Below are 18,924 nucleotides of genomic sequence, written 5' to 3'. Positions count from 1 at the left end.
CGGTTCACCGATGATTAACGGTTGACAGGGCAGCGAACGGCGTGATAATCAGGTAACACGCAAGTAACGAGCCGTAAAACGAGCGGCGCGCCCGCAAGCCGCCGAGCAAGGTGAAAGGAAGCCCATGAAGAAGCAAACGATGTTCCAGAAAGGTATCGCCTCGGTGGCGGCCTTGACCCTTGCCTGCTCGATGGTGGCCGTGGCACCCGCTTCGGCGTTGGCGGCCGAAAAGAAGTCGGCGAAGAAGCCTCCGGCCACGAAAATCACCAAGCTTACTCGCACGCAAACCACACTGACGGTGAAGTGGAAGAAGGTTAGCGCCAAGAAGGCCGACGGCTACGAGGTGCGCTACGCCACCAATGCCAAAATGTCCAAAGCCAAGACGCAGAAGGTGACCAAGGCCAAGACGGCGTCCGTCGCTATTAAAAAGAAAATCAAGCCGGCAACTACGTATTACGTGCAAGTGCGCACCTATAAGAAGGTGGGAAAGAAGACCCAGTACAGCGCTTGGTCGGCCACGAAGTCAATCACTACGCGCGTGAAGACCGGCGACAAGAAGCTGGACAAGAATATCAACAACATTCTCGATAAGAAGATCAAGAAGACCGGCGAAGCCGGCCTGAAGAAGGCCTTCGATTATGTCGCGGGTCTTCCTTATAAGACCGTGGGCGGCACTGCCGCTAAGGGCAAGTGGAACGTGACGGGTGCCAGCAAGATGATCAAGAACAAGGGCGGCAACTGCTATGAGTCGGCTGCGCTGTTCTGCTGGCTCGCGAAGGGCCTCGGCTATGACGCCAAGGTTGTTTCCGGTAAAACTTCCGGACGCCCTCATGGTTGGGTTGAAATCAAGCAGGCGGGCAAGCGATACATCTGCGATCCGAACAACACCAACACGCTGCTGAAGAATCCGACTTCCAAGGTTGCTACGCAGATCGTGGAAGAGAAGGGTCTCGCTTTGGACTCTTGCCTGTTCATGCAGCCGGCAGACGCTACACTGTTCGTCTATAGCAAGTAGCCTGCGCCCCTCGGCGGTCTCATGGTCTTCAGCTCCCTCACATTCCTTTGCGTCTTTCTGCCCGTTGTCTTCCTGCTGGCGCTGCTCATCAGGAAGACGCGGTGGCAGAACGTCATGCTCATGGTGGCCAGCCTGCTGTTCTACGCCTACGGCGAGCCGGCCTACGTGCTGCTCATGGTGGTCATTTCCGTCATGTCCTATGGTTTCGGGCGGGCCATTGGCGCCACTGAGAAGCCCTCGGCGCGCAAGCTGTATGCGGGCATTGCCATCCTGGTGGCCTTGGGCTGCCTGGGCGTGTTCAAGTACGCTGAGTGGTTCACGGGCATGCTGGGCCAGCTCATCGACGAGTCCATGGCCATTGCGGGCATCGCTCTGCCCGTGGGCATCTCGTTCTACACGTTCCAGGCCATCTCCTACATCATTGACGTATATCGTAAAGACGTCGAGCCTCAGCGCAACCTGCTGCACGTGGTGCTGTACATCTCGTTTTTCCCGCAGCTCATCGCCGGCCCCATCATTCGCTATCACGACGTTGACCAGCAGCTTACCCACCGCACCATCACGTGGGAGGGCGTGCACGTGGGTCTCAAGCGATTCATCGTGGGCCTGGCGAAAAAAGTTCTCATTGCTGACGTGCTGGCTGTAGCTGTCGATGGCATCTTCGGCGCCGACATGGCCGACGTGACGGCGCCGGCGGCGTGGCTTGCGGCCTTCGCCTACTTGCTGCAAATCTACTTCGACTTCAGTGCCTACTCCGACATGGCCATCGGCATTGCGCGCATGTTCGGCTTTACCTACTTGGAGAACTTCAATTACCCGTTCACCTCCACGTCCATCCAGGAGTTCTGGCGCAAGTGGCACATCTCGCTGTCCACGTGGTTCAAGGAGTACCTGTACATCCCCCTGGGCGGCAACCGCAAGGGGCGGCCGCGCACGGTGCTGAACAAGCTGACCATCTTCTTTTGCTGCGGCCTGTGGCACGGTGCAGCGTGGACCTTCGTTATTTGGGGCCTCATCCACGGCTTCTTCCTGCTGCTGGAAGAGTACCTGCCTATTCGCAAGCTGCCGAAACCACTGGGCTGGCTGTATGCCATGATGGTAGTGATGCTGGCTTTCGTGCTGTTCCGCGCCGACACTATCGAGCAGGGCCTCTACTTCCTGGGCCAGATGTTCACCGGCTGGGGAGCGCTCAGCGCCCAAGCCGAAGTGCTGCTGGCGGCGCAGATTACGCCGCTGTTCCTGTTCACGCTGGTGCTGGGCGCCGTGGGCTCGTTCCCGTGGCTGCCGAAGCTGAAAGAGCGCATTATGCAGCAGCCCATGGCCGTCCAAAAGCGCATGGACGCGCTGGCCAGTGTGGCGTGCGTGGCGTTGCTGCTGGTGTGCCTTCTCACGCTGGCCGGGGGCGCTTACAGTCCGTTCATCTATTTCCGGTTCTAGGGGGTGACCGCCGTGGCAAGAACTTACAACGACATTCGCAAGGCGCCGGCTTCGGCGCGCGCTGCTCGCGTGGTGTTCCCCGTGCTGGTGTTCGCGATGCTGCTGCTACCCTTGGTGGGTATGATCTGGGCTCCCACCGACGAGTCCATTGAGAACCGCGAGCTGGTATCATTCCCGCAGCTTTACGATGAAGAGGCGGGGCTCAACGGTGACTTCCTCTCTCAGGCCGGCGACTATTTCTCCGACCACTTCGCCTATCGCGTGCCCCTGATTGATGCCGGCGCTCACCTGTACGCCGGGCTGTTCGGGGTATCCACGGCCGATAGCGTGGTGGTGGGAAACAACGGCTGGCTGTACTACGCCGGCACGCTGAATGACTTTCAGAATCGCGATCCGCTGCGGCCGGCCGAGGCGCGCAACATGGCGCACAACATGCGTATGCTGCAGGACTATTGCGAAGAGCGCGAGGCTGCTTTCGCCGTGACGGTAGCGCCCGATAAAAACACGCTGTACGGGCAGGACATGCCCTTCTATTACCCGTCGGTGGCCTCAGACGATCTGGCGCGGATGAAGCAGGCCATGGAAGAGGCAGGTGTGAACTACGTCGACGTGGTCGAGCCCTTGGCGGCGTCCGAAGAGCGCCTGTATTTCCTGCGCGACTCCCATTGGACGGAGAAGGGCGCCCTGGTGGCTCACGACGCGTTGGCCCAAGCGACAGGGTTCACCCCGCTGGGGCTGACCCCGGCCGACTTGCAGGAAGCCGATGATTACACGGGTGACTTGAGCCGCATGCTCTATCCTCTTTCGCCTGATCCCGAGCCCAACTGGTATGCCGTGGGCATCAACGACGGTTCGGGCGCCACGGGCTCGCTGCGCAGCGGGTCCCAGTGGGAGTTCGTCGAGGGCGCCTCGGTGGAAGACTCGACCGTTGAGGCGCAGCCGGCGTCCGATAACGAGGGCCTGGCGGCGGAAAACGGCTCGCTACTCATGTTCCGCGACTCGTTCGGCAACAGCCTTATTCCGTATTTGGCCTGCGAATTCGAGTCGGCCACGTTCAGCAAGAAGCTGCCCTACAACGCCCTGCTCGTCGATGACATCGAGCCCCAGGTGGTGGTGGTCGAGCGCGCCCAGCGCCACATGGACCTGTTCGCCCAGCAGGCGCCGCTTATGGTGTGCCCCCAGGTAGATTTGGAAGAAGTGGAGCCGGTTGAAGCTGAGGGCAGCGCCTCGTGCGCTACGTCGGAAAACGGGCCGCTGGCCTGCGTCGAGGGCGTGATCGAAGGCATAACGTTGGAAGAGGGCGATGAGATCCTCGTGCGTCTGACCGACGAGGAGGGGGCGGCCGGCACGTACCGTGCGTTCCTCATCAGCGACGACGAGGCAGGCACCGATCAGGGCTACTGCGTGTATGCGAGCCTCGATCTGTGGGCCGAGCAAAACCTGACTGCCGACATTATGGTGCAGCGAGGAGCCGATGTGCTGCTTCTCGACACCTACGACGTGCGGTTTTCAGCATAAAGGGAATCAAGGGCACCACGCGCCCCCGAACAAAGGAGCAAACCAATGAAGAAGACCCAGGGAATGGCCGTACTCGGACTGAGCCTCTGCTTGAGCATGGGCCTACTGCCCGCCTGCGCTCAGAGCCAGCAGGCCGAAGACACCAAGCAGGCCGATACCGAGCAGACGGCTCAGCAGGAAACGAAGGAGGGCGAGGATCAGGCCGCTGCTGCGAAGGCCGAAGCGGACGCCAAGGCCGCTGCCGAGAAGGAAGAAGCCGACAAGAAGGCTGCCGAGGAGGCCGCTCAGAAGGAGGCAGACGAGAAGGCGGCCGCCGAGAAGGCCGAGGCCGAGCAGAAGGCGGCAGAGAAGAAGGCTGAGGCCGAGGCTGCTGCAGAAGAGGCTGCCGAGGCCGAGGCTGCCGAGGCGAAGACTCAGAGCGAGTCGAAGTCCTCGAGCTCGTCGAGTAGTACCAAGAAGTCGGAAAAGAAATCCAGCAGCTCCGAGAAGAAGTCCAGTAGCTCCGAAAAGAAGACGGAGAAGAAGAGCGAGAAGAAATCGGAGAAGAAGTCCGAAAAGAAGAGCGAGAGCAAGTCGGACAAAAAGTCCGACAGCAGCTCCGACAAGAAGTCGGAGAGCAGTTCCAACAGTGACAAGAAGCAGGACGTCAAGCAGGACGATGACAGCTGCATCGACGCCGACGACCTGGTGTTGAAATAGGAAGTGCCCAGAATGTGGGGCCGATGCGCGCTCTGCGCAGAGGGTCTTGTCAGGAGGAGACTATGAAGCAAACAGCGTTTCGGAGAGGTGGGCAACTGCCTCGGAAAACCCTCAGTGTATTCACAGCGGTATGTCTTGTTGCGACCCTGTCGCCGACAGTGCCGGCTCAAGCCGCTGAGCAGGCCATGCCGGAGGCGGCTGCCCAGCAGAATCTTTTGACCTTGCCTGCGACGAATGCCGCTCAGATGGAAGGTGCTTTAGACGCCCCCGCGGATAGCGCAGCGCCGCCCGCCGGCTTCAGTCTCGGCGCAGAAGCTGGCACATTGCTGAAGAAGAATGCCTCTGCTGCGTCGGGTATGTGGGGGCCGATTTCCTGGTCGGTGACTGATGGTGTGCTTACGCTCACGGGGCGAGGGGCTCTGCCCGCTCAAACCTCGAGCGAGACACCGGGCTACGCCGCCTATGCTTCGCAGGTGACGCGGGTGGTGGTGAGCGAGGGCATCACGTCCCTGGGGGATGCTGCCTTCTACAATTTCTACGAACTCCAGAGCGTGCAGCTTCCCTCGACGCTGACTTCGCTGGGAAGCGGTGTATTTGCCGGCTGCTATAGCTTAGGGAGCATCAATCTTCCCGCGAAGCTAAGCACGGTGGGTTCGTATGCCTTCCAAAACTGCGCCTTCCAGAACGTGGTCCTGCCCGCGTCGCTCACTTCTCTTGATGCCACAGCTTTTTATAGTGTGTATTCGCTTTCGTCTATCGAGGTGGCGGCAGGCAGTAAAAGCTTCAAAGCGTCTCAGGGCGTGCTTTACAGCAAAGACGGCAAGAAGCTGGTGCTCTGCCCTGCGGGCAAGACGGGAAGCTTTGCCGTGCCCTCGGGGGTGACGTCGCTCGGGGAAAACGCCTTTATGCAATCGTGTCTTCAGAGCATTACGCTGCCGAGCACGCTGAAGACCATTGAGGACGGCGCATTCTGCTATGCAGATATTACCAGTCTGGCGCTGCCTAATTCGGTTACCTCCATTGGCTCGTATATATGCGAGGGTTGCTACTCGCTTGCATCGGTGTCAATCGGAACGGGTCTTAAGGCTCTCGGCTACCGCACGTTCTATGATTGCTCAAATCTCGTGAACGTGAATCTTGGCAAAGTGACTGATTTGGATATGCTCGCCTTCGGTTACTGCACTTCCCTCAAAAAGATTGTCATCCCCTCGGGTGTGAAGGCGATTATGAACGGTACGTTTGGCGAGTGTACTTCCTTGCAGAGCGTGACCATTCCTAGTACGGTCAAAGAAATAGCCTATCAGGCGTTTTTGAACTGCAAGTCACTCACCAGTATTGCGCTGCCGAATGGGTTGGAAAAAATTTATCGCTATGCTTTTGCCCTGTGCACTGGTCTTAAAACGGTTCGCATCCCAGCTACCGTGACGCATATCGGGGAAGAGGCTTTTCCGCCGAGTACTAAAATGACAAACATACCGTCCGGTCTTACGAAAATGGAGGACGGCTCGTATTCGATAGTTGTCAAGGTCGCTATGCGGGGCAAACAGCTCTACTCCCAAGCGTTCGCGGTGCTTACGCAGGTTAATGCCGAGCGTAAGAAGTATGGGTTGCCGGCGCTTACCATGGACAAGAATCTACTGGAAGCGGCTATGCAGCGCGCTATGGAAACGACGCTTTACTGGAGCCATACCCGCCCAAGTGGCATGGACTGCTTTACGGTCTCCTCGGCGATGAGCGGAGAGAACATCGCTGCGGGACAAGCCACGGCGAAAAGCGTTATGTCGTCGTGGATGAACAGCCCGGGCCATCGCTCCAACATTCTGGGATCGTCGTACGCCTCCATCGGTGTGGGGTGTGTGCAGGTGAACGGAGTAACGTACTGGGTTCAGTGCTTTGGGGAGGCCAAAGGCACGACTGCTTCGAAAGGGTCGTACAAGGACGGCAATAAAACCCGAACGGTATATGTGTCGCCTGAAAAAGAGTATTACAAGCCCAAGTTCTCGTTCTCGACAACGCGCCTGAAGAAAAAGGGAGCAACCGCCAAGATCGCCTGTACGTGGCATAACGGTTTTTCCACGGTGACCATTCCCGCAGCGGCGCTCGTCTACAAGAGCTCCAAGTCTTCGCTCGTCAGTGCTTCGAAGGGCGTTATCAAGGCCAAAAAGAGCTCGGGCTCGACTACGGTAAAAGTGTACTTCCCGGGCTACGCGAAGGGGGCTGTCTCGAAGACCATTGTTATCTCGAGTCTGCCCGCGCCGACTCTCAAGAGCGCGAAAAACACCAAGGGGAAGAAAATAACGGTAAGCTGGAAGAAGGTGGCCGGCGCAACAGGCTACCAAATTGCCTATTCGACCAATAAGAACTTCAAAGGCGCGAAGAATGTTTCCGTGAAGAAGGCGGCCACGACAAAGAAGGTTGTGTCGAAGCTCAAGAAGGGTAAAACCTACTACGTGAAAGTGCGTGCCTATAAAACCGTTAAGGGTAAGAAGCAATATACAGGATGGAGCAAGGTCAAGCAGGTAGCAGTAAAAAAGTAACCAGAGTGCGCTCCTAGAGCGAATTGCCCCAGAACGCCCGCCTTGCGCGGGCGTTCTGCTTTTCGGGGTGTGGCACGGGTTCTTTGGGGTTGCGGGCGAATGGCGGCTGCGCCGTGAGAGGATTGCGAAGCAGGGGTCACCTTTTTTGCGAAGGAAGCACGGCTCGTGTTTGCCATGGTGTGCATCTGTGGCTGCGAGAAAGGATGTGCTATGAAAGATGGAATGCTTGCCTTTAGCGACTACCCCATGTTTGGACGCGTTATGGCCGATAAAGCTATCTGCAAGAGAGTTGTGGAAGTGATTCTTGGGGAAGAGATTGGTCGTATTGAATTGATCAACGCCGAGCAGGCTATCGAACCAGCCTTGAGCTCGAAGGGCATTCGGATGGATGTGTTCTTGAAGGCGTCAGGAAAGATGTACGACATCGAGATGCAAGCCTACGGGAGGAAAGATCTTTGGCGACGACTGCGATACTATCAGGCGAGCATGGATGTCGCCTATTTGCGGAAGGGGTCGAATTACGAGGATCTGCCCGAGAGCTACCTTATTTTTATCTGCACCGATGATCCGCTTGGCTTGGGAATTCCCGTCGCAACGTTCGTGAAACGTTGCTGCCAGGCTCCCCAGCTCTCAGTCGATGATGGCACTTGCTGGAAGATTCTCAATGCGGCGTACTGGGAAGATGCGCCTTTTGGCGAACTACGTGATTTGTTAAGATACACCGCACAAGGCGGAATGGCTTCGGAGGTATTTGAAACTGCGCTAGTGCGAGAGGTCGATGAGGCAGTTCGACATGCCAATCAAGACGATCTCTGGCGAAGGGAGGCGATCCAGTTGCTTACGCTCGAACAGGACATGGCTAGCCAGATTGCTATCTCGCGACGTGAGGGAAAGGCCGAGGGAAAGGTCGAGGGAAAGGCCGAGATGGCTGCTCTCATGAAGCGGCTGTTTGACGAGGGGCGCGTCGAGGAAGCGCAGAGAGCCGTATGCGACGCCGCATTCTGCGAGGAATTGCTTGAGCAGATCGAAGCTGAAGAGAGATAACTCTCACTGCCCCAGAACGCCCGCCCTGCGCGGGCGTTCTACTTTTCGGGCTTAATCATTTGCGCGCGGGGAAAAGGTGGCGTATGCTGGGGTGACACTTTGCAAATATCCCTTAATCGTTCAACGCAAAGGAATGGCTATGAGAAATCTTCTCGGGGCCGCGGCTCCGCTTCTTGAGCAGCGCTCAACGGCTACGCGCCGTGCGCTCGATGTCGTGCAAATTACCTCCCTGATCTTCCTGCTTCTGATGGTGCTCCTCAGCGCGACGGCCTGCGCGCAGCAAAGCGAAGAAGGCGCCGACGCTTCCTCCGGCTCTTCGGCCTCTGGAAGCGTGGTGGCCGTTGAGGCGCCGTCTGCTTCTGACGTATTGGACACGCCAGCCGCCACGACGGCCACCACGGACGAAGACGCCGAGGCTTCAAGCGGCGCTTCCTCCCAGAAGGAATCCCCTGACCCCGCACCTGGCGCCTCGGCGCCCGACGCGGCCGCGTCCAGCGGCAAAGGCGCAGCCGCCAGCGAGGCTGCCCCCGAAGAGGAAGTGGACATCGACGCTCTTTTCGAAGACCTCGATGTCACCGAGGACTATCGCAAAAGCTTCGTGCATGGCGAGAAACCGGCGGACTATCAGCGCTATATCGTGCTGCACGACACTGAGGGCGGCGACAGCGCCGCCAACGTGATTGACTGGTGGGATTCCAACGGCAACCTGGTAGCGGCCCATTTCATCGTGAACAAGGACGGCTCCATTTGGCAATGCGTTCCCCTCGATAAGATCGCCCATCACGCCGGCTTCGGCGACACGGGCCACAACGTGGAGTTCGGCACCAACAATGAAGCTCGCGATGACAAAAAGGGTACAACCCCCATCGGCGACGACTATGCCGACTACGGCATGAACTCCTACTCCATCGGTATTGAGATGGTGCACCAGGGAGGCGAGGGCGATTACCCCGAGGCTCAGCTGGAGGCGGTCGACAAGCTCATCGCCTACATCGACGCTTACTACGGGTTCGAAAGCCAAATTATCGACCACAAGGCCTGGCGCTCGGGCAATTCGGATACCTCCGAGGAATTTGCCCCCTATCTGAAGTCCTATCAGCAAAAACGCACGCACGCGTAACCTCGTTTCAAGGAGGCATCATGGCTCGATTCCCTGGTTCTCTGTCCCGTCGCCGGTTCGTGTGGCTCTCCGCGGTGGCGGGCGGCACCCTGGCCCTCGGCGGCTGTGCCGGCTCGGAGGACGTTGAGACTTCGGAGCCCGGCTCTTCCACCACCTTTGACGACGCTCAACCGACTGCTGGCGCTGGCGAGGAGGCTCCTGCTTCCGCCGACAGCTCGTCGGCGGTGGCTGATCGCCTCGGCGCTATGACGCTCGAGCAGAAAGTGGCTCAGCTGTTCGTCGTGGCGCCGGAAGCGCTCGTCGAAGGAGTGTCCCAAGTGACTCAAGCAGGGGACATGACCCATGAGGGTCTGACGCGCTGGCCCGTCGGCGGCATCGTGTACTTCGCCCCGAACCTGCTGGACCCCACGCAGACCACCGATATGCTAGCCAACGTCAAGCAGTTCTACGAGGCGGATGGCAACGTGACGCCCTTCCTCGCGGTGGATGAGGAGGGTGGCAGCGTCGTGCGCATTGCCGACAACGAGACCTTCGACGTTCCGGATGTCGGGGATGCCTCGGCGCTGGGCAGCGCGGGGGATCCGGCGGCGGCCAAGCAGGCGGCTCAGGCCATCGCCGACTATCTGAAGCCCCTCGGTTTCAACCTCGATTTCGCCCCGGTGGCCGATGTGGTCGATCCCTCGCGGAGCGACACCATGGGACTCCGCTCGTTTTCGAGCGACGCCACGGTGGCAGCCGGCATGGTGCGGGCTGAAGTGGAGGGCTTCGAGGCGGCCGGCCTGCTGTGCTGCGCCAAGCACTTCCCGGGCATCGGCTCCGCGGCCGGCGATTCCCATGATGGGTCCATCACCATCGAGAAAACCGTCGAAGAGCTGGAGGAAGTCGATTTTGTGCCGTTCAAGGCGGCTATCGAGGCCGGCGTGCCCCTTATCATGGTGGGCCATCTGAACCTGCCGAACGTCATCGGCGATGAGACGCCGGCGTCGCTTTCGACCAAGGTGGTGCAGGACCTGCTGCGCGACAAGCTGGGCTATACGGGCATCGTGGTCACCGATTCTTTGGCCATGGGGGCAATCACTGATCGCTATTCCTCGGCGGAAGCGGCCGTGGCCGCCCTGCAGGCCGGGTGCGACATCCCGCTCATGCCTGAGGACTTCTCCGCCGCCTACCAGGGCGTTCTCGACGCCGTAGCAGCGGGCGACCTCACGGAAGAGCGCATCGACGAGTCAGTGACGCGCATCTTGGCGGCTAAGGCGAAGTACCTGCAGGCCTAGACGGGGTGGCAGCAACGGCGGTAATGGCAGGAGGCACGGCTCGTGGTAGAGCACGTTCCGAGGCGGACGGTGGTGCTGCGGTCCTTGCGGGCTGCGGCATTTCCGAAAGGGGCGCTTACTTCGTCTCCCAGATGCGCACTTTGCAGCATTTCTCGGCCTCGCCGTTGACGGGCGTGTGGTTGACGCTGCTATAGGTGACGGCGCGTTTCCCCATGCCCGAAGAGGCAAGGAAGTCCTTGTAGGAGTCCGCTCCCTCTTCGAGGGGCAGGGCGGCGAATTTCTTTTCCTCGAGGTTCACGACGCACATGTTGGTGCTGCCCTTGATCATGAGCCAGTTGCCGCACCAGCAGGGGGCCGAGACGGGCGTGCGCGCATAGCGGAACCACGGGGCGTCGCTGTAGGCCTCGGTGGCGGCATTGGCCTGGTCGATCGAGATGGAGTGGGCCTGGGCCGCGCTGGCGGCCACGGTGGCCTCGCCATCGGGAGCGGCGTCTTCTTCAACGGGTGCGGGGGTGGCTACCTCGGTGTCGACCGGTGTCAGCGGCATATAGGTGCCCAAGTTGGCAATGCCGTCGCCGTAGTCGTAAATGGCCTCGAAGGCGAAGTTGAACCCGGTGGGGCCGTAGCTGCACTCCATGGGCTTCATGGAAGTGGGTAGCACGCAGGCATCCGTCACCGTGCCGGAAGCGCCGTCGATCTTCGTCATTTGATAGTAGGTGCCGCTCGTGCGGGCGCGGGGGGTGATGATGACGGCGTCGCCGCAGGAGGTGGGCGGGCAGGCCATGCGTCCCTGGGACTCGTAGACCACCTCGGCCTCGTCGGTGCCGAACTGCGCGCGCTTGAGCAGCGAGTTCTCTACCCGAGCGTCACCGTTCAGCTGGGGAAGGCACTGCCAGAAGCCGTAAGCGCCGGCCACGGCCAGCGTGGGCATTTCCCAATTGCCATCGCCCTCGTCCAAAAGGCGCGCCTTGCCCAGCTTCTCGCCCTTCACCTTGGCGCCGTACACGCGCCACAGGCCGTCCATGATGTCGGCCTCGGTCCAGATAAGGCCCGAGGCGTTGCCGCGCACATCGTAGATTTCGAAGCCCTCGTCTTCGCCCACCGCGTGCTCGAGCACGGTCGTGCACGTGCCGGATTCCAGCGAGAGGAGACCGACCTGGGCCAGGGGCTTGGCAGTTTCCGTGGGAAGGAGACAAGCGGCTACCTGGTCGTCGCTCGACCAGAGCAGCGTGCCGTAGGGAAGCTTGGCCGTGGCCACGACGGTGGCCACGGAGTCGACGTCTTCGATTTGCTCGAGGCCCTGGGAGTCGTACACGGCCTCTTGGGGGACGGTGAGCACGGCGAGGTCGTCGGAGCCTTTGGCGTGGTCGTTGGCGTAGGCGGTGGCACCCCCGAGAACGGCCAGGGCGGCTACGCCCGCGGCGCCGTAGAGGAAGTGGCGGCGGGTGAGCAGTACCTCATGGCCGCCTGGAAGGGTGATCTCCTTGCCCTCCGGGGCCGTGCTGGGGCGTCGCTTGGGCATGGCACCGGCATGGCGCATGGTGACGCTGGTGGCAGGACGCGCCGAAGCAGCCCCCCGGCGCGCGTGGGCGGAAGGTCGAGAGGCGGAAGAGCGGGGGGTTGAATTATGGGATGAGGCGCTGGCGGAACGGGAGGCGGCCGAGCGTCGGCTCGGGCCGGTGGTGCGAGCGCGTGAAGTTCTCTTCTGTGGCATGGGTGTATTGTGTCATTTCGCATACGCCTCGGCGACCGTTGCAGGCTAAACGCTACAATAAACCCAAACACGACCGCCGGGCTGATATATACCGACAACGGCAATAAACCGCAGGTCAGTATCACTTTCTGCTTGGGCGCCCAAGGCAATGCAAACGAACCAGAGGAGCCTCTTATGAGCAATGAAACACGCCGCATTCTGCTGGTGGAGGACGAGAAGGCCATTCGCGACGCCGTAACGGCCTATCTCGAGCGCGAAAACTACTGGGTCACCGCCGTGGGCGACGGCCAGGATGCCCTGGAAGAGTTCCAGAAGCACCACTTCGATCTGGTCATCTTGGACCTCATGCTTCCCCGTGTTCCCGGCGAGCGCGTCTGCCGCGTCATCCGCGATACGTCCGATGTGCCCATCATCATGCTCACCGCCAAGGGCGAGGTCGAGGACCGCATCATCGGCTTGGAGCTGGGCGCCGACGATTACCTGGTGAAGCCCTTCAGCCCCCGCGAGCTGGTGGCCCGTGCCCGCGCCCTGCTGCGCCGCGTGCACGCCGACTCCGAGCCTCAGCGCGAGGTGTTGGAATTCGGCGAGCTCACCATCGACGTGTCCGGTCACAAGGTGCTCGTCTCCGGCGAGGAAATCGACCTCACGGCCAGCGAGTTCAAGCTGCTCACCACTTTGTCCCGCTACCCGGGCCGCGTGTACTCCCGTATGGAGCTGGTGGAAAAGGTGCTCGGCTACGACTTCGAGGGCTACGAGCGCACCATCGATTCCCACGTGAAGAACCTCCGCGCCAAGATCGGTGATAACCCCCGCAACCCGAAGTGGCTGCACACCGTGCACGGCGTGGGCTACCGCTTCGAAGATCCCACCAAATCGGGCCAGTAGGGAAGGCCCCAGCCATAACGTAGTGAAGGGGCGGCTCCAAGGCCGCCTCTTTTTTGTGAGAGCCGCAGGCCGCAAGGCCCTTGAAGGAGTCCCATGACCGACGCTGAAGCAAAGCCCCGCATCTTGGAGACGGCCGACGAGCCGTCACTTGGCGCACCGCCGGCGGCTGCATCGGTGCGCAAAACGAAGCGCAAGCGCCTCATTCGCTGGTCCAGTTTTTCCTACACCACCCGCGTTACCCTGGCCTTTGCCCTTATCGCCGCCATGACGGCCTTGGTGGCCATCGGCGTGGTGTCCTTCGTGTGGGAGCAGCACTTCCGCACCTACACGGCCGACAACATGGAAACCCTTTGCCAAACCACGGCCAACCGCATTGCGGCCATCTACGAGGAAACGGGCGACTTGTGGGCGCCGGAAACCACGAAGCCCGCTGCCCAGGCCACGGAAATGACCAGCGGCATTGGCGTGAAGGTCACCGACATGAAGGGCGGCACGCCCTTCGATTCCTCCATTATCATCGACGAGGAGCAGGCGGGCACGCTCAAGTCCTTCGAGCCCGCCGAGCGCGATCAGGTAGCCATCGCCGACATTAAGGTCGACGGCAAGGTGGTGGGCAAGGTGCGCCTGTGGGTGTACGGCTCCGAGGCGCTCATGCGCCAGCCCGATCAGGAGTTCCGCGACAACTCCTATCAGGCCATGTTCATCGCCGCGGGCGTGGCCATTGTGCTGGCCTCCTGCATCGGCTTCCTTTTCGCGCGCAACTTGGTGGCGCCCATCAACCGCATTATGGGAGCCGCCCGCGCCATCGGCAAAGGCGACCTGTCAGCGCGCACTAACCTAACGGGCGAGGACGAGGTGGCCCGCTTGGGCGAAACCTTCGACGCCATGGCCGAGTCGGTCGAGAAGGACCGCGACTTGGAGCGGCGTCTTACCACCGACGTGGCCCACGAGCTGCGCACCCCGCTCATGGCCATCCAGGCCACGGTAGAGGCCATGGTCGACGGCGTTTACGAGGCCGACGAGGAGCGTCTGGTGACGGTGAACTCCGAAATTCAGCGTCTGTCGCGCCTGGTCAACGCGCTGCTCAAACTCTCGCGCTTGGAAAACCGCGCCGAGCCCATGAAGGAAGAAGTGGTGAACGTGGGCGATCTTATCGCCGGCATCATCGCCACCCATGAGATGTTCGTTTCCGACTCGGGCCTTACCCTGGAGTACGACGCCCAGCCCGACGTCATGGTGGTGGGCGACGCCGACATGATTCGCCAGGCCACGGCCAACCTTATTTCCAATGCCGTGCGCTACACCCCCGAGGGCGGCCACATCAACGTCAGCGTGCGCAAGGGCGACATCATGGCCTCCATTGCGGTCAAGGACACGGGCATCGGCCTGTCGAAGGAAGAGGCCCGCATGGTGTTCTCCCGCTTCTGGCGCGCCGACGCTGGCCGCAATCGCGAGAGCGGCGGCTTGGGCGTGGGTCTGGCCGTGGTGAAGGAAATTGTCGATCGCCACGGCGGCTGGGTGCAGGTGGAAGGCGAAAAGGGCAAGGGCGCCTGTTTCACCATCCACATTCCCCTGTACGACGAGGAAGCCCAGAAGCGCGCAGGCCGCTCGGGCAAGAAGCGCACTAGCACCAAGAAGAACCGCTAGGCTTTTGACGCAGCGGATGCGAGCTGGCCCTCCCACCGCTGTCGGTCTTGTAAGCCATCGTTGCCACAGTCATTCTCGGCGAGCCCCGTCTTTTGTTGGCGGGGCTCGTGCTGTTGACGGGGCTCGCGGGGCGCGGGCACCGCTCGATGGGTTCCCCGTGCTGAATCCTCGCCCGCAGGGCGGTGCCGCCTTCGGCGTCCGTTCCTTTGTGGCATAATGAGCGGTACGCAAAAATGGGGCTCGACCATGGTGTTTCGAGCCTGAAACTCACAAGTGGAAAGGGTGTCCATGACGGGAATCGACATCGCCCCCGATGCGCAGGGCAAGGTTCGCGATCTGTACGATCTGGGAGATTCGCTGCTGCTGGTGGCAACCGACCGCATTTCGGCCTTCGATTACGTGCTGGAAGATGAAATTCCCTGCAAGGGCCAGGTGCTCACGCAGCTGTCGAAGTTCTGGTTCGAGCTTCTGGACGGTGTGGTGGACAACCATCTTATTTCCACCGATGTGGCCGACTTGCCCGAGCAGTTCCAGCCCTATGCCGATCAGCTGCGCGGCCGCTTCATGCTGGTGCGCAAGGCCGATATGTTCCCGGCCGAGTGCATTGTGCGCGGCTATCTGGCCGGCAGCGGCCTGAAGGAGTACCAGCGCGAGGGCACCGTGTGTGGCATCCAGCTTCCCGAGGGCCTGGTGAATTCCTCGAAGCTGCCCGAGCCCATCTTCACGCCCTCCACCAAGGCTGAAATTGGCGACCACGATGAGAATATCTCCTACGAGCGCCTGGTGGAGATCATCGGCGAGGAGGACGCTTCGGCTCTGCGCGATCTGGCCCTGAAGGTGTACACCACGGCCCGCGACCATGCGGCCGAGCGCGGCGTCATCATTGCCGACACAAAGTTCGAGTTCGGCGTCATCGACGGCAAGATCATCCTGGCCGACGAGGTGCTCACGCCGGATTCCTCGCGCTTCTGGCCCGGCGACGCCTACGAGGAGGGCGCCGACCAGCCCAGCTTCGACAAACAGTTCGTGCGCGACTGGCTGACGGCCAACTGGGACAAGCAGGGCAACCCCCCGCGCCTGCCCCAGGAGGTCATCGACGCCACCACCGCCAAGTACATCCAAGCCTATGAACTGATCACGGGCAAGAAATTCGATCCCAGCACTTTCTAGGAGATTCTCTCAATGTCACAGCGTAACCCCATGAACGAGCGCTATCAGTCCGAGGACCGCCGCGGTGTCACCCGCAAAAGCGCCGCCTCTGCCAAGCCGAAGTCGAAAGCAGCTGCTTCGGTCACGGTGAAGTCCGCGAAGAAAACGCCCGAGCAGAAGAAGGCGGCCGAAAAGGCGGCCCGTCGCGAGGCTTCGCAGAAGCAGCGCGAAATCGAGCGCAAGTACTACAAGCCCGATACGCCGCGCTACAAGCGCATGCGCATCCTGTGGTGGGTGCTGCTTGTTGCGGCCATCGGCTGCACCACCCTGTCCTTCGTGGGCCAATCCTGGATGCCCCCCACGGCGGGCGTGGTCATCCTGGTGCTGGCCTATGTGTTCATTATCGCGGCCTTCATTCTGGACTTCGTGGTCATCAAGAAGGAACGCGTGGCCTACCAAGAGCGCATGCTGGCCGAGGAAGAGAAGAACGCCAAGGCCGAGAAGCAGGCGCGCCGCGTGCAGCAGGCCAAGCAGTCGGTGAAGCCAAAGGGCTCGGGCAAGAACCAGAACCGCCACGCGGCTCCGAAGAAAGGCGCGTCGGCCGAGGAGGCTCCGGAGGCCGATGCTTCCGACGAGCCGCCGGTCAAGCCGCAGCGCCGCGGATTGTTCGGCAGCGGCTTCCGCCTGTCCAACCGCGAGAAGATGCAGGCCGAGAAGAAGGCCGCCAAGGAGGCCAAGGCTGCCGAGAAGGCTGCCCAGGCCGACGAATCCAAGTAGGGAAGTGCAAGAGCCTGCGAGTGGGGGAATGCTCGCAGGCTTCTTTTGTGAGGCGGCCTGACCGCCGTTGGTTCGCAGGGCGCTTCTGCTCGCCCGCTCAAAAGAGAGAGGTACAAGCATGGTATCCCGCGTCTATGTTGAGAAGAAGCCCGGGTTCGACGGCGAGGCGCGCGCCCTGGCCGCCGAGCTGCGCGACATTGTGGGCATCGCCGGCCTCACCGGCGTGCGCATGGTGAACCGCTACGATGTCGAAGGTGCCAGCGACGAGCTGTTCGCCGCCTGCGTGCCCACGGTGTTCTCCGAGCCGCAGTCCGACACGGCCACCTTCGAGCTGCCTGAGGCCAACGGCGCCGCGGTGTTCGCCGTGGAGTTTCTGCCCGGTCAGTTCGATCAGCGCGCTGATTCGGCCAGCGAGTGCATCCAGCTTATCAGCCAGGGCGAGCGTCCCGACGTGCGCTCCGCCGTGGTGTACTACCTGGAGGGCGACCTTTCCGCCGACGACGTCGAGGCGGTGAAGGCTTACGTCATCAACCCCGTCGAGGCTCGCGAGGCCTCGCTGGATACGCGCGACACGCTGGCCATGGAGTTCGAGCGCCCGGCCGACGTGGAGGTCATCGAGGGCTTCACGGCCATGGACGACGCGGCTCTGGAGGCCTTTATCGCCGAGCGCGGCCTGGCCATGGACTTGGCCGACATTCAGTTCTGCCGCGCCTACTTCGCCGATGAGGGGCGCAACCCCACCATCACCGAGATCAAGATGATCGACACCTACTGGTCCGATCACTGCCGCCACACCACCTTCGGCACCGTGCTGAACGATGTGGCCATCGCCGACGCCAACGTGCAGGCCGCCTTCGACAAGTACCTGGCTATGCGCCATGAGCTGGGCCGCGACGAGAAGCCGGTGTGCCTTATGGACATGGGCACCATCGGCGCGAAGTGGCTGAAGAAAGAAGGCATCCTCACCGGCCTCGATGAGTCCGAGGAAATTAACGCCTGCACGGTAAAGGTGAAGGTAGACGTGGACGGCGAGGAGCAGGACTGGCTCTACCTGTTCAAGAACGAGACTCATAACCACCCCACCGAGATCGAGCCCTTCGGCGGCGCGGCCACCTGTGTGGGCGGCGCCATCCGCGATCCTTTGTCCGGCCGCTCCTACGTGTACCAGGCCATGCGCGTCACCGGTGCGGCCGACCCCACGGTGCCGGTGAGCGAGACCATCCCCGGCAAGCTGCCCCAGCGCAAGCTGGTTACCACGGCGGCGGCCGGCTATTCCTCCTACGGCAACCAGATTGGCCTGGCCACGGGCCGCGTGGACGAGCTGTACCACCCCGGCTACGCCGCCAAGCGCATGGAGATCGGCGCCGTGGTGGGCGCTACGCCGGCCGACCACGTGCGTCGCGAGACGCCGGCGCCGGGCGATGTGGTGGTGCTGCTGGGCGGCCGCACGGGCCGTGACGGCATCGGCGGTGCCACGGGCTCGTCCAAGGCGCACTCCGTGGAGTCGCTCGAAAGCTGCGGCGCCGAGGTGCAGAAGGGCAACGCGCCCGTGGAGCGCAAGATCCAGCGCCTGTTCCGTCGCGGCGACGCTTGCCGCATGATCAAACGCTGCAACGACTTCGGTGCCGGCGGTGTGTCCGTGGCCATCGGCGAGCTGGCCGACGGCCTGCAGATCAACCTCGACGCCGTGCCGAAGAAGTACGACGGCCTCGATGGCACCGATCTGGCCATTTCCGAATCCCAGGAGCGCATGGCCGTGGCCCTGGCGCCGGAAGACGTGGATGCTTTCATCGCTCTGGCTCACGAGGAGAACCTGGAGGCCACGCCGGTGGCCGTGGTCACCGAGGAGCCCCGCGTGCGTATGAACTGGCGCGGGAACACCATCGTGGACGTGAGCCGCGACTTCCTGGCCTCCAACGGTGCGCCCAAGCACGCCGCCGTGTCCGTGCCCCAGCAGGGCGCCTGGGCGCCGAGCTGGGAGGGCGCTACCTTCGCTGACCGCATGGAAACGCTGGTGGGCGACATCAACGTGGCCTCGAACAAGGGCCTTGTGGAGCGCTTCGACTCCACCATCGGCGCGGCCACGGTGCTCATGCCCTTCGGCGGCG

General features: G+C 61.6%; 14 protein-coding genes. 13 read left to right on the top strand and 1 reads right to left on the bottom strand.

The window, feature by feature from the left end:
* Positions 1–124 precede the first annotated feature (124 nt).
* From QZ307_RS01045 to QZ307_RS01010, 8 genes are all read left to right on the top strand, one after another.
* The gene (locus QZ307_RS01045; protein WP_295994486.1) at positions 125–1,015 is read left to right on the top strand and encodes a fibronectin type III domain-containing protein; all 891 of its coding nucleotides are present in this window, start codon (positions 125–127) and stop codon (positions 1,013–1,015) included.
* Positions 1,016–1,036: 21 nt separating this feature from the next.
* Positions 1,037–2,452, top strand: a complete 1,416-nt coding sequence (locus QZ307_RS01040; protein ID WP_295994483.1) for an MBOAT family protein — start codon at positions 1,037–1,039, stop codon at positions 2,450–2,452.
* Positions 2,453–2,464: 12 nt separating this feature from the next.
* The gene (locus QZ307_RS01035) at positions 2,465–3,970 is read left to right on the top strand and encodes a hypothetical protein (RefSeq protein WP_295994480.1); all 1,506 of its coding nucleotides are present in this window, start codon (positions 2,465–2,467) and stop codon (positions 3,968–3,970) included.
* Between the two features lie 45 nt (positions 3,971–4,015).
* A complete protein-coding gene (locus QZ307_RS01030; RefSeq protein WP_295994477.1) occupies positions 4,016–4,669 on the top strand; it encodes a hypothetical protein in 654 nt (217 codons plus the stop codon).
* A gap of 62 nt (positions 4,670–4,731) precedes the next feature.
* Entirely contained in the window at positions 4,732–7,206 is a 2,475-nt protein-coding gene (locus QZ307_RS01025; protein ID WP_295994474.1) for a leucine-rich repeat protein, read from the top strand.
* Positions 7,207–7,416: 210 nt separating this feature from the next.
* On the top strand, positions 7,417–8,250 hold the full coding sequence (locus tag QZ307_RS01020; protein ID WP_295994470.1) for an Rpn family recombination-promoting nuclease/putative transposase: 834 nt from the start codon (positions 7,417–7,419) through the stop codon (positions 8,248–8,250).
* Between the two features lie 139 nt (positions 8,251–8,389).
* The gene (locus QZ307_RS01015) at positions 8,390–9,370 is read left to right on the top strand and encodes a peptidoglycan recognition family protein (protein ID WP_295994467.1); all 981 of its coding nucleotides are present in this window, start codon (positions 8,390–8,392) and stop codon (positions 9,368–9,370) included.
* A 20-nt stretch (positions 9,371–9,390) separates the two neighbouring features.
* The gene (locus QZ307_RS01010) at positions 9,391–10,644 is read left to right on the top strand and encodes a glycoside hydrolase family 3 N-terminal domain-containing protein (RefSeq protein ID WP_295994465.1); all 1,254 of its coding nucleotides are present in this window, start codon (positions 9,391–9,393) and stop codon (positions 10,642–10,644) included.
* A gap of 115 nt (positions 10,645–10,759) precedes the next feature.
* On the opposite strand, the gene QZ307_RS01005 is transcribed toward QZ307_RS01010, so the two are convergent.
* Entirely contained in the window at positions 10,760–12,184 is a 1,425-nt protein-coding gene (locus QZ307_RS01005; protein ID WP_295994463.1) for a Tat pathway signal protein, read from the bottom strand.
* A 348-nt stretch (positions 12,185–12,532) separates the two neighbouring features.
* Between QZ307_RS01005 and QZ307_RS01000 the strand changes: the two genes are divergently transcribed.
* The 5 genes from QZ307_RS01000 to QZ307_RS00980 all read left to right on the top strand — a co-directional run.
* Positions 12,533–13,243, top strand: a complete 711-nt coding sequence (locus tag QZ307_RS01000; protein ID WP_275206119.1) for a response regulator transcription factor — start codon at positions 12,533–12,535, stop codon at positions 13,241–13,243.
* A 93-nt stretch (positions 13,244–13,336) separates the two neighbouring features.
* Positions 13,337–14,890 (top strand): HAMP domain-containing sensor histidine kinase, encoded by a 1,554-nt coding sequence (locus tag QZ307_RS00995; protein ID WP_295994460.1) that lies wholly within the window; start codon positions 13,337–13,339, stop codon positions 14,888–14,890.
* 288 nt (positions 14,891–15,178) lie between these two features.
* Entirely contained in the window at positions 15,179–16,060 is an 882-nt protein-coding gene (locus QZ307_RS00990; protein ID WP_275206121.1) for a phosphoribosylaminoimidazolesuccinocarboxamide synthase, read from the top strand.
* A gap of 12 nt (positions 16,061–16,072) precedes the next feature.
* Positions 16,073–16,816: a hypothetical protein gene (locus QZ307_RS00985; protein WP_295994458.1), complete on the top strand. Its 744-nt coding sequence runs from the start codon at positions 16,073–16,075 to the stop codon at positions 16,814–16,816.
* A gap of 118 nt (positions 16,817–16,934) precedes the next feature.
* Positions 16,935–18,924: phosphoribosylformylglycinamidine synthase (locus QZ307_RS00980; RefSeq protein ID WP_295994456.1), on the top strand; the 1,990-nt coding region annotated here is incomplete at its 3' end.

Source organism: uncultured Adlercreutzia sp. (assembly GCA_910585575.1).
In the GTDB taxonomy this organism is placed as follows: domain Bacteria; phylum Actinomycetota; class Coriobacteriia; order Coriobacteriales; family Eggerthellaceae; genus Adlercreutzia.
The sequence above is the reverse complement of the archived record's forward strand: the minus strand, read 5'-3'. Positions and strand labels throughout refer to the sequence as shown.